The 11,689-nt window shown below is 74.3% G+C and carries 11 protein-coding genes and 1 riboswitch; of the genes, 5 read left to right on the top strand and 6 right to left on the bottom strand.

What is annotated here, in order from left to right; genetic code table 11:
- Positions 1-353 precede the first annotated feature (353 nt).
- The 5 genes from mptB to WMI84_RS13325 form a co-directional block, all read right to left on the bottom strand.
- Positions 354-1,859: a polyprenol phosphomannose-dependent alpha 1,6 mannosyltransferase MptB gene (gene mptB / locus WMI84_RS13345; protein WP_347353933.1), complete on the bottom strand. Its 1,506-nt coding sequence runs from the start codon at positions 1,857-1,859 to the stop codon at positions 354-356.
- Positions 1,849-2,448 (bottom strand): histidine phosphatase family protein, encoded by a 600-nt coding sequence (locus WMI84_RS13340; RefSeq protein ID WP_347353931.1) that lies wholly within the window; start codon positions 2,446-2,448, stop codon positions 1,849-1,851. The genes mptB and WMI84_RS13340 overlap by 11 nt, the downstream gene beginning before the upstream one ends.
- Positions 2,448-2,969, bottom strand: a complete 522-nt coding sequence (locus tag WMI84_RS13335) for a hypothetical protein (protein WP_347353929.1) — start codon at positions 2,967-2,969, stop codon at positions 2,448-2,450. The genes WMI84_RS13340 and WMI84_RS13335 overlap by 1 nt, the downstream gene beginning before the upstream one ends.
- A gap of 78 nt (positions 2,970-3,047) precedes the next feature.
- Complete coding sequence (locus tag WMI84_RS13330; protein ID WP_347353927.1) at positions 3,048-5,660, bottom strand: ATP-binding cassette domain-containing protein; 2,613 nt, start codon at positions 5,658-5,660, stop codon at positions 3,048-3,050.
- A gap of 1 nt (position 5,661) precedes the next feature.
- Positions 5,662-6,291 carry an ECF transporter S component gene (locus WMI84_RS13325; RefSeq protein ID WP_347353925.1) on the bottom strand — a complete coding sequence of 210 codons (630 nt, stop codon included), beginning with the start codon at positions 6,289-6,291 and terminating at the stop codon, positions 5,662-5,664.
- Positions 6,292-6,383: 92 nt separating this feature from the next.
- Positions 6,384-6,488, bottom strand: a riboswitch (TPP riboswitch).
- Between the two features lie 48 nt (positions 6,489-6,536).
- Here WMI84_RS13325 and WMI84_RS13320 point away from each other — a divergent pair.
- The 3 genes from WMI84_RS13320 to WMI84_RS13310 all read left to right on the top strand — a co-directional run bounded on the left by WMI84_RS13320 (position 6,537) and on the right by WMI84_RS13310 (position 8,662).
- Positions 6,537-6,944: a DUF4235 domain-containing protein gene (locus WMI84_RS13320; protein ID WP_347353923.1), complete on the top strand. Its 408-nt coding sequence runs from the start codon at positions 6,537-6,539 to the stop codon at positions 6,942-6,944.
- Between the two features lie 8 nt (positions 6,945-6,952).
- Positions 6,953-8,335 (top strand): MBL fold metallo-hydrolase, encoded by a 1,383-nt coding sequence (locus WMI84_RS13315; RefSeq protein WP_347353921.1) that lies wholly within the window; start codon positions 6,953-6,955, stop codon positions 8,333-8,335.
- A 114-nt stretch (positions 8,336-8,449) separates the two neighbouring features.
- On the top strand, positions 8,450-8,662 hold the full coding sequence (locus WMI84_RS13310) for a DUF1918 domain-containing protein (protein WP_347353919.1): 213 nt from the start codon (positions 8,450-8,452) through the stop codon (positions 8,660-8,662).
- Between the two features lie 31 nt (positions 8,663-8,693).
- Here the strand turns inward: WMI84_RS13310 and WMI84_RS13305 are convergent, their stop codons facing one another.
- Entirely contained in the window at positions 8,694-10,028 is a 1,335-nt protein-coding gene (locus WMI84_RS13305; protein WP_347353917.1) for a formimidoylglutamate deiminase, read from the bottom strand.
- 194 nt (positions 10,029-10,222) lie between these two features.
- On the opposite strand from WMI84_RS13305, the gene WMI84_RS13300 reads away from it, so the two are divergent.
- Complete coding sequence (locus WMI84_RS13300; RefSeq protein WP_347353915.1) at positions 10,223-10,741, top strand: YbaK/EbsC family protein; 519 nt, start codon at positions 10,223-10,225, stop codon at positions 10,739-10,741.
- Between the two features lie 133 nt (positions 10,742-10,874).
- Complete coding sequence (locus tag WMI84_RS13295) at positions 10,875-11,639, top strand: IclR family transcriptional regulator (protein WP_347353913.1); 765 nt, start codon at positions 10,875-10,877, stop codon at positions 11,637-11,639.
- Positions 11,640-11,689: the final 50 nt, after the last annotated feature.

Below are 11,689 nucleotides of genomic sequence, written 5' to 3'. Positions count from 1 at the left end.
CTGGGGGTCCCGGACCAACGTGGCGCCGGCCGAGATGGTCGCGATGCCGGGGGTTGTCACCAGTTCCAGACCCAGCGCCGAGCTCAGGGGCTCGGCCCGGACCAGGGCGAGAAGAGGCGAGTGATCGGCACGCCGCGGTTGGCGCCGTGCTCGACTCGCCGGGTATCGTGCCGGCGTTCTCGAGTCGAGGTGCGCTGCACTCTCGATGGGGAGGAGTGCACGGTCGATGGGGAGTAGGGCACGCTCGATGGGGAGGAGTGCACGGTCGATCAGGAGTACTGCACTCTCGACGGGGAGTAGGGCACTCTCGACGGGGAGTAGTGCACGGTCGATCAGGAGTAGTGCACTCTGGATCAGGAGGAGGGCACGCTCGATCGGGGTCGGCGGGCCCAGCGCCAGCCCGCCCGGACCAGCAGCACCGTGACGACGAGGTCGACCGGCACGCCGACCGCGGTCGTCGTCAGGCCGAGGCTGTAGCCGTCGGGCAGCTGGGCGAAGCAGAGCACCGTCGCCGCGACGGCGAGCCAGGTGCGCGTCCGCCCACGCGTGGCGCTACCGGGTCGCGCGGCCACCGACACCGCCAGGACCGGGAGCACCCAGAGGAAGTACCAGCCCAGGAACGCCGGCGCCAGCACGACGACCGCCAGCAGGGCCCAACCGAGGGCGCGCACGACCAGCGCCCGGTCGGTCGCGAACCGCAGCGCCCGCAGCCAGATGACGACCAGCAGCAGCGCCAGCACCCCGAGCCCGACCGTGCGCAGCACCGCGATCCCGGTGTCGCGCCAGTCGTCGTGGCCGAGGACGTGCCCTACCGCGCCGACCGCCATGCCCAGGCCGGTCGGCAGCGAGGTCCACTGCTCGTTCTTGCCCGAGGTGGCCGCGGGGTTCAGCCACGACCAGCCCAGGCCGGTGCCGAACGTGACGGCCACGACCGTCACCGCCGTCGCGGCTACCCCCACCACCGCCGGTCCGAGGTACTCGCGCACCCGGTCCCGCCAGCGGAACACCTCGGACCGCACGCCCGAGGAGGCGGGCAGCTGCGCGAGCAGCACGACGAAGGGCAGCGCCACGATCGCGGTCAGCTTGACCATCGTGGCCAGCCCGAGCACGACGCCGGCCCAGACGAGCCGCCGCCGCAGGGCCAGCGCCAGGGCCAGCAGCATCCCGGCGACCATGAGCGCGTCGTTGTGCCCGCCGCTGACGAAGTGCGCCCCGACCAGCGGGGTCGCCACCCCGAGCCAGGTCGCCCGCTCCGGCGAGATCACCCCGAGCCGTGCGGCCAGGTCGGCGACGGCCCAGGCCATGACGACGACCCCGAGCACGGCGACCAGCCGCAGCAGCAGCAGGGCCAGCCACAGGTGCCCGCCGGACCCGGCCGCCACACCCCGCGCGACCAGCAGGAACACCGGCCCGTACGGCGCGGTCGAGTCGAGCCAGGTCGGCGCGGTCGAGAACCGCCAGGGCGAGTCGAGCTCGCGGACCGTGTGCTCGTAGGGCGAGAGCCCCTGATGCCAGAGGGCACCCTGGGCGGCATACGAGTAGAGGTCGCGACTGTAGAGGGGCACGGAGGCGACCAGCGGCAGGAACCACGCACCCGCGGTCGCCCACCACCAGCCCAGCGACACCTCCGCGTGGCGCAGCCGCCACCACGCCAGGACCAGCACCGCCATCGCCACGACGGCGACCAGGGCGGCGGCCGGCGACCCGCCCGACGGGGACCACCACTGCAGGCCGGGCCAGAGGACCGCGGTGTGCAGGGTGGGCCGGGAGCCGGCGCCCCACGACGCGGCGGCCAGCCCGACCGCCGCCCCGACGCCGAGCCACCGCCATCCGGCCGGGCTGCGCCGGTCAGCGGTCATGCGGGACCGGCTCGTCGCCCCAGGAGAGCAGCCGCCAGCCCGCGTCGGGGTCGCCCTCGACCGTGACGACGAGGGTGTTGTCCATGCGGCGGCCGTCGAGGAAGCCGGCCGGCAGGTCCAGCGCGAACGAGCACCAGACCCGGATCGCCGCGCCATGGCTGACCGCGACGGCGCGCTCGTGCCCGGACGCGGCGATGCGGTGGATAGCCCTCCGGTAGCGGGTCAGGAAGTCGACCCCGGAGTCCCCACCGGGTATCGCCCGGGTCGGGTCGTCGTGCCAGGTCGCGACCGTTTCGACGTAGGGCCCCCAGTCCGTGGACATCTCGTAGTCCCCGGCCTGGATCTCGCGCAGCCCGGGCAGCACGACGACCCCGAGGCCGAGGGTGGCCGCAAGGGGTGCCGCGGTCTGCTGGGTGCGCACGAGGTCGGACGCGTAGATGGCGTCGAGCCGCTCGTGCTCGAGGCGGTGGGCCAGCGCGACCGCCTGCTCGCGCCCGACCTCGGTCAGGTCGAAGCCGGGACGCGCGGTGTCGAGCCGACGCGCGACGTTGGCCGCCGTCTGCCCGTGCCGGACGAGGAGGAGGCGCATCACTGCTCCTTGACGGTGACGCCGGTCAGGCAGGTCAGGCCCTTGGCGGGGGCGCGGTGGAAGGCCTGTGCCTCGACCGGGGAGCTGGCGCCGGCCGGCACCGTGACGACGACCTCCGTGGTGAACACCGGGCTGAGGTCGGCGGCCCGCAGCAGGCTGATGCCCACGGTGTAGGTCTCGGGGGTCTGGTTCGCGTTCGTCAGCAGGCCCGAGAAGCTCCACGAGCCGCCCTTCGCCGTGCAGGTCGCACCAGTCAGCGCAGCGGACGCGTCGTAGAGGCTGTCACCAGCCGCGACCGAGGGGTCCGGCGGCGCCGTCTCGAGCGCGTCCGGGCCGACGGGGGCGATCGTCGGCTGGATCGGCACGTCGACGGTGGTCGGGGTGCTCGGGGCCGGGCTCGTCGGCTGTCCGCAGCCCCCGAGCCCGACTACCAGCGGAAGGCAGAGCAGGGCGGCACCGGAGGCCCGCGGCCACGCCCGGACGTTGCGGCGGGTCGGCGGTACCGGTCGTGTCGGTCGCACTCGCTCTCCTCCCGTCGGGGTGTCGCCATTGTGCAATGCCGACCGTCGGGCACGGGTCGCGGCGCGCTGAGCCGACGCTCAGCCGGGCCACACCGAGCGGGCCGCGACGGCCGCGCCGATGACGACGAGCCCGGCGAGCACCGCCAGGGAGTCGGCGAGCCGCCACGGTGCGGGGCCGGCCCAGGAGCGCCGGTGCGCGCCCGCGAACCCCCGGGCGTCCATGGCGAGCGCGAGGACGCCGGCCTGCCCGAGCGCCCCGACGAGCAGCCCGACGGTCACCGCGCCGACCTCGCGCAGCCTCGCGACCGGGCCGTGATCGGCCCGGATGCCGCGCACCCGGCGGGTCGTCAGCAGCTCGGCCCACAACACGTCGAAGGACTGCACACGCTGCAGCGCGGCCGTCGCCGCGACGACCGCGCGAGCCGGCAGGTGCAGCCGCTGCGCGAGGTGGTCGCCGAGCCGTTCCGGGTCGAGGTAGCCGACCACGAAGGCCGACGGGACGACCAGGCAGGTCACCCGCAGTGCCGCCCCGGCCGCAACCTCGACGTCGCGGCCCCCGAGCAGCCACGCCGACCACCCCACGCCGACGACGGCGAGCAGCGCCGGGGCGAGCCGACGCAGCACGCCGGCGACGCGCCCGGTGGGGGACCGCCCGGGCCCGGGGGCGGCCAGCCCGAGCAGACCCAGCGCGACCTGGACGGTGAGGACCGCCAGGCCCTGTCGCCAGCTCTGCAGCAGCGCGGGCAGCACGAGGACCGAGAGGGCGGCCAGCAGCAGCCCCAGCGGCCCGACCCGGGAGATGAGGGTATGCCGCTCAGCCGGCTGCTGCTCCGGCGCCGCGTCCCGCTCGCCCGCCGTCCCCTGCTCGGGCGCCCCTGCTCGCACCGGGCCGCTGCGTTCCGGGACGGGGGAGGCGACGGGTGCCTCCAGTCGGACCACGCGCCGGGCCCGGGCGGTGACACCCGTGTCGTGGGTGGTCACGAGGACCCCCGCGCCCTCCTGCTCGGCCGTGGCCAGCACGCCCATGACGGCCGACCAGGTCAGGCGGTCCTGGCCGACGGTGGGCTCGTCGGCCAGCACGAGGGCGGGACCGTGCGCGATCGCGGCCGCGACGGCAAGCCGCCGCTGCTCGCCCCCGGACAGGTTCCGCGGGTCGACGTCGGCCAGGTGCGCCAGGCCGAGGGCCGCGAGCAGCGCGTCGGCGCGATCGGCCGAGGCGGCCGGGTCGAGGCCGACCGCCCGGGGAGTGGTCAGGACCTCGTCGCGCACGGTCCGGGCGACGATCGTGGTCGCGGCGCGCTGCGGGATCCACGCGACGGCCCGGGCGAGGACCTTCGAGGGCCAGCGGTCCGGGCGCATCTCTGGCGTTCGAGAGTGCCCTTTCCCCGATCGAGAGTGCACCCGTCCCGATCGAGAGTGCCCTTCTCCCCATCGAGAGTGCACCCGTCCCGATCGAGAGTGCACCCGTCCCGATCGAGAGTGCCCTTCTCCCCATCGAGAGTGCACCTCCGCCGGCCCCGCGCCGGGCCCCCGCCCGGTCCGCCGGGCCGCGGCGGCGAGCCGTCCGTCCAGCGCGACCTGCCCCGAGGCCGGGGCGACCAGCCCCCCCGCCGCGGTCAGCAGCGACGACTTGCCCGCCCCGCTCGCCCCGACGAGCGCGACCGTCTCCCCGGCCCCCACCCGCAAGCTCTCGTCCCGGACCGCGACGGTAACCCGCGAAGCCGCGCCCAGCCGTCGGCTGCGGTGCTGCACCGTGACGGACTCGGCGCTGACCACCGCCTCCCCCTCAGGGACGAGCCCGGCCGCTCCCCCGGACGGCGGCAGGGCGATCTCGAGCGGCTCGGGATCCGGCACCCCGGGAACCCAGACCCCTTGGGCGGCAAGGTCGTCCCCGCGCTCCCGCAGCGTCGGCGCCGGGGGTCCGTCGGCGACGACCGCACCCGAGGCGTCGAGCACGACCAGCCGGTCGACCTGGTCGAGCCACCCCTCGAGCCGGTGCTCCACGACGACCACGGTGAGGTGGTGCCGGCGCGCGACCCGGTCGACGACCTCGCGCACCGTCGCGGCGGTCTGCGGGTCGAGCATCGCCGTGGGCTCGTCGAGCAGCAGCACGGTCGGCTCCATGACGAGCGCCCCGGCGAGGGCGAGCCGCTGGGACTCGCCCCCGCTCAGGGTCGCCGGCGAGCTCGTGCCGGGCATCGTCAGGCCCACCTCGGCCAGCGCGGTGCGGACCCGGTCGGGCATCTGCTCGCGCGGCACCGAGACGTTCTCGAGGCCGAAGGCGACGTCACGCTCGATGGTCGAGGCGACGACACCGGCCCCCGGGTCCTGCAGGACGAGACCGACGGCGCCGGCCCGCGCGGCCGCCGGCGCGCTGCCGTCGACTGTGACGGTGCCGGCCAGCTCCCCCGAGTCGGCGGTCAGCAGCAGCCCGGCGATGGCCCGCAGCAGGGTGGACTTGCCCGAACCGGACGGCCCGGCCAGCAGGACCCGCTCGCCGGGTGAGATGGTCAGGTCGAGGCCCTCGAGGACGGGCCGCGAGCGACCGTACGGCCGCCAGGTCAGCCCGCGCACCTCGACCGCGGGGACCGGCCGGTCCGCCGCGGCGTCCCTCTCGTCCCCCGGCTCCGGGTGCCCGGCGCGGACCGGGTCCGGGGACTCCTCGACCCGTGGGGAGCCCGTGCGTGACACCTCAGATCGCCTGCCGCTCCCGCATCGCCTGCCGCTCGCGGACCTCCTGCCCCGGCGGGAACGGGTTCAGCGCGCCGGCATTGGCCAGCAGCCGGGTCAGCCCGAGGGCGAGCAGCGAGCCGAATACCGCGACGCAGGCGCCGAAGAGGAAAAGGTAGGCGATCTTGTAGCTCCAGGCCCAGTCCTGCCAGTACGAATACCACTCGTAGACGGCCTCGAAGGCGCCGCCGAGGAACCCGCCGACCAGCAGCGGCCCCCAGCGGAAGGCGACATACCCGAAGGCGGCGAAGCCGAGCTCGACACCGAGGCCCTGGACGAAGCCCGACACGAGCGTCGTCAGGCCCCACTGGGTTCCCACGAGGGCCGAGACGACCGCGGCGAGCAGCTCGGTGAAGACGGCCGCGCCGGGCCGGCGGATGACGAGCATCCCGACGATCCCGGCCACCAGCCACGGCCAGGCGAAGAGCGCCGCGAGCGGCGGGAAGACGGCCTTCACGACCGTCGAGGGGGCCTCGTAGAGCAGGCCCCAGCCCCAGTAGGCGACGCCGAACGCGACGCCCAGGAAGGCGCAGGTGAGCAGGTCGATGGTCCGCCAGCGCGCGAGCGGGGCGGACGCGGTGATGTCCTTCATGGTTGTTCGACAACTCCCGGGTAACTCAAGGATGGATACCGCGGGGAGGCACACAGCGGCATACGTCGTGAACAGCGACGCAGCGACTGTGGGCCTGAGATGTCCCGACTCCCTTCGCCGGTGCTAACCGGAGCAGGTTCGAGGGTCTGCGGCGGTGCCGCACTCTCAGCGCGTGGTGCGCTCCCCTGTCGTGTGGTGGGGTCGTGCGTGTTCAGTTGTTCCAGCGCTGACTCTACTCTGGCCCTATGACAGAGTCGAAGCACGAGGGCACGCAGTCGTCCGGGGGGGCGCTCGGCAACATCGTCTGGAAGGTCATGACGGTCGTGGTGGCAGTCGTCGCCTCGAGGGCGGCCACTGCTCTCGCGCCGAAGCTGTGGCGGATGCTGACCGGCCGGCCGGTACCCGTCAAGAGTGACTACGACGGGACGCGCACGCGCGACGTGGTCGCGTACACCGCCCTGTCCGCGATGCTGCTGGCCGGGATGAAGATCCTCGGGGAGCGCAAGGCCGCGAAGTACTTCCGGGACTCGACCGGGCACCTGCCCGCGCACCTCGTCGAGACCAAGCCGACGAGGCGCGAGAGGAAGGCGCAGAAGAAGCTCGCGAAGGCACTCGAGCACTCCGAGGCGCAGGCCGGGCAGGCCACCACCTGACCCCGCCGATGGGTATCCGGCCGGACCCGTCCCTGACGTTCCTCGGTGCAGCCGGGACCGTAACCGGCAGCAAGTTCCTCCTCGACCGGGGCGACCGGCGGCTGCTGGTCGACTGCGGCCTCTACCAGGGCGAGCGCGAGTGGCGCCGCCGCAACTGGGACGCGCTGCCGGTGGACCCGAGCACGATCGGCGACGTCGCCCTGACCCACGCCCACCTCGACCACTGCGGCTACCTGCCCGCGCTGGTCCGCGAGGGGTTCGCCGGCCCGGTCCACGTGACACCCGCGACGGCCGCGCTCGCCGCGATCGTGCTGCGCGACAGCGCCCATCTGCAGGAGGAGGACGCCGAGAACGCCCGGCGCCACGGCTGGTCCAAGCACGCTCAGCCGCGCCCGCTCTACACGAGCGGGGATGCCGAGCACGCCATCGCGCTGCTGCGGCCGTGCCCGCCCGGTCGCGTCGTCGAGCTGGACGGTATGACGCTGAGCTTCCGCCGGGCCGGGCACATCCTCGGCTCGTCGTGCGTCCACGTCGGTGGGGACGGCTGGTCGGTCCTGTTCTCGGGCGACCTCGGGCGCGGCAGCCACCCGATCCTGCGGGACCGGGAGCCGCCGCCGGCCGCGCGGACGGTCGTCATCGAGTCGACCTACGGCGACCGCAGCCACCCCGCGGTCGACCCCGACCACCCCGTGCTGGCCGACGCGATCCGGCGGACCATCGGGCGCGGCGGATCGGTCGTGATCCCGGCCTTCGCGGTGGACCGGACCGAGATCGTGCTGCTGGCCCTGGCCGACCTGATCGCCAGAGGCCTGGTCCCGGACGTGCCGGTCTGGGTCGACAGCCCGATGGCCCTGGCCACGCTCGCGGTCTACCACGACCCGGCGCACGCCGACGAGGTCGACCCGGCCGCCCTCGACGCCGTCGCCTCGATCCCGCAGCTGCACGCGGCCCGGACCGCCGAGGAATCGATCCGGCTGAACAACCCGGGGCAGCCGTGCATCATCGTGTCCGCCTCCGGCATGGCCACGGGGGGGCGGGTCATCCATCACCTCGCGCACCTGCTGCCCCAGGCCCGCAACACCGTGCTGCTGACCGGCTACCAGGCTGTCGGGACACGCGGTCGGGACCTGGCCGAGGGGGCGCGCGAGGTCAAGATGGCAGGTCGCTACGTGCGCGTGCGGGCCGAGGTGGTCCAGCTCGAGGACTTCTCGGTGCACGCCGACGCCGACGAGCTCGTCGGGTGGCTCGCCGAGCTGCCCGAGCCACCCGAGACGGTCCACGTCGTGCACGGAGAGGCCGCCGCCAGCCGGGCGCTGGCCGACCGGATCCGCGGTGAGCTCGACTGCGCGGTCTCGGTGCCGCGCTACCTCGAGCGCGTCCTGCTGGACTGACCCGTCCCGGTGACGCGGACCGGACCGGGCCTCGGGACCAAGGCCCTTCCGAACACGGCGGCGACGTGATGTGCTGGTAGCACCGGCACGGCAGGACCCCCCAGGGAGGCAGGGATGAAGGCGAACGTCGGAGACGCGATCACGATGACCACCGAGCGTGTCGGCCAGGTCAGCCGTCAGGGAGTGATCCGGGAGGTGCACGGTGCCGACGGCGGGCCGCCCTACCTGGTCGAGTGGTCGGACGGGCACACCGGGCTGATCAACCCGGGCCCGGGCTCGGTCAAGTGGATCGGCGCCGAGCCGGCTCGCGGGTCCTCGACGACCTGAGCCGCTCGGGCGGCGCTCGCTCGGGCGGCCCTCAGTACGCCGAGCCCCCGATGACGCGCTGGATCGAGGTCTCGAGCAGCCGCCCCAGGTCGCCGAGCCGATGGTGGCCCTCGGTCACGACGACGTCGCCGCCGACCACGACCGTCGAGACGTCGGAGGCGACCCCGGCGTAGAGGATCTGCTCCGGCGCCGCACCGGCGGTGTTGACGGTGTCGGTGCGCACGGTGACGAAGTCGGCCAACGCCCCCTTGGACAGGTGCCCGCCGTCCGACCAGCCGAGCGCACGGTAGCCGTTGAAGGTGACCGCCAGGAGCAGGTCGGCCGGCGAGAAGCGGTCGCGTTCGTTGGACACCAGGCGCTCGTTCATCTCGAGCCCGCGCAGCTCCTCGAACGGGTCGATGACCACGTGCTGGTCGGTGCCGAGGCTGATCGGCGACCCGGCGTCGTAAAGGGCCCGGGACGGGCCGATCCCGTCGGCCAGGTCGCGCTCCGTGGTCGGGCAGATACACACTCCGGTGCCCGTCCCCCCGACGAGCTCGATGTCCTCGTCGGTCAGGTGGGTCGCGTGCACGGCCGTCACGCTCGGGCCCAGGGCGCCGGCATCGGCCAGCAGCTGTGCGGGCGTCCGGCCGTAGTACATCTGGCAGGCCAGGTTCTCGCCGTGCTGCTCGGACAGGTGGATGTGCAGCGGCAGGTCCCCGGCGGCGGCGACCACCTCGGGCAGGTCCTCGCGACGCACCGCCCGCACCGAGTGGATGGCCGCACCGAGTCGGACCCGGTCGGTCTCGTGCCGGCGCGCCGACATCCGGGTGGCCCAGGCCTCGACCGACCCGTCGCTGAAGCGCAGCTGGCCCGGGTGCAGCGGGGTGTGACCGTCGCCGGTCAGGCCCCCCGCCAGGTAGCACGTGTCGAGCAGCGTCAGCCGGAGTCCCGCCTCCTCGGCCGCGTGCCGCAGGGCCAGGCTCATCGCGTTCGGGTCGCCGAAGGGCTTGCCGCCCGGGCGGTGGTGGACGTAGTGGAACTCCCCGACCAGCGTGATCCCCGCGGCGACCATCTCGGCGTACACGGCCCGGGCCAGGGCGAAGTAGGTGTCCGGGTTGAGCTGCGCGGCAACGGCATACATCTGCTCGCGCCAGCTCCAGAAGTTGCCGCCGCCGCCGTTGACCCGGCCGCGGAGCGCTCGGTGGAAGGCATGGCTGTGGGTGTTGGCCATGCCCGGAAGCGTCACGCCGTCGAGCCAGACGTCACCGGGCTGCGGGTCCACGCCGCTCTGGACCTCCTTGAGGATCCCGCCCGCCTCGACGAGACGTACCCTGTGGGCGAAGCCACTTGTCAGCCAAGCGTGCTCGCACCAGAACGCGGTCATGTCGCACCCTCCTCGCGTCAACGCGGGCCAGCGGCGGCCCGACGCGGCTGCGGTGCTCCCATCCTCTCAGCCACCGCGGCCGTTGTCCTGCAAGTGAGGGTCACATCCGCGTGATCTCGTCATGCCCCCCTCGCCGCGGGCGGCCGTCCCCGTCCGGTGGCCGACCACCGCGGCGACGCTCCTACAGTGGGGTCATGGCCGGAGGCGACGCGGGGGGCGATACGGGAGCGCAGCACGCTGCGAGCACCCCCGCGATCGAGGCGGCCCGGGCGGCCGGGATCCAGGTCGAGGTCCGGCGCATCGGCCGGGTGGGCAGCCTCGCCGAGGCAGCCGCCGCGTACGGCATCGCACCGGCGGACCTCGTCAAGACCCTGGTCGTGCGCCGGTCGGAGGGTGAGCACGTGTTCGTCCTCGTCCCGGGCGACCGGGTCTTCTCCTGGGCCAAGGTGCGCGCCCTGCTCGGCACGAACCGGATCTCCATGCCGGACGCCGCCGCGGCGAGGCAGGTGACCGGTTACGAGCGCGGGACGATCACCCCGTTCGGGGCCAGGGAGCGGCTGCCGGTCATCGCCGACAGTCACCTGGTCGGGCGGCGGGTCAGCATCGGCGGCGGGGCGCACGGGGTGGGTCTGGTGGTGAACGGCGACGACGTCATCCGGCTGTTCGAGGCGACCGTTGCCGATATCTCCGACGAGCCGACCCGACGGTCCTGACCGCCCGCGCCCGGCCGGATGACGCCGCTGCGGTCGGCGCCGCGTCTCGGGCCCGAGACGCCCGGCACCTGTCGGTGGGCCTGCCACCGGACCTACCATCGAGACTGACGAACGTCACACGGAAGGCAGCCCGATGGCGAACGCGCCGGCCGCGGCCAACGCCCTCGACGTGCTGGAGCACCTGTCCCGGCACGCGGAGCCGGTGCCTGCGGCCGCGATCGCCCGGGACCTCGGGCTGCCCCGGTCGTCGGTCTACCACCTGCTCAAGGTGCTCGGCGGGCGGGGCTACGTGACCCACTACACCCGAGAGCGGCGCTTCGGACTCGGCTGCGCCGCCTACGAGCTGGGTTCGGCCTACCAGCGTCAGACTCCGCTCGGGCGGCTCGCCCGCGCGACCATCCGGCGGCTGGTGGACGAGGTCGGGCGCAACGCCCACTTCGCGACGCTCGACGGGCACGACGTCATCTACCTGCTCGAGGAACGCGCCGTGGGGCAGCCCACCCTCGTCACGGACGTCGGCGTCCGGCTGCCCGCCCACCTGACCGCCAGCGGCCTGGCCATGCTGTCGGCGCTGCCCCAGTCACGCATCCGCGCGCTGTACCGCGACCGCGCCGTCCTGGTGCAGCGCACCGGGCATGGTCCGACGTCGCTGACCGAGCTGCGCGGCCTGCTCGCGCGGACCCGGGCGGAGGGGTTCGCCCGTGAGGACGGCACGGTCACGCCGGACATCTCCTCGGTCGGGGTGCCCGTCCTGGACCGGGCCCGCCGGCCGTTCGCGGCTATCGCCCTGACCTTCCGTTCGCAGGACGGGTCGGCGGACCACCTGGCCGAGCTCGTCGCCGCCACCCGGAGCGCCGCCACGGACATCGCGCGCCGGATCGGCGCCACCGCCCCCTGACGGGTATGCCGCCCACCCGGCCCGGGCGCGGTCCGTAGGCTTGGCGCATG

The organism is Intrasporangium sp., from assembly GCF_039812505.1.
In the GTDB taxonomy this organism is placed as follows: Bacteria; Actinomycetota; Actinomycetes; order Actinomycetales; family Dermatophilaceae; genus Intrasporangium_A.
The sequence above is the reverse complement of the archived record's forward strand: the minus strand, read 5'-3'. Positions and strand labels throughout refer to the sequence as shown.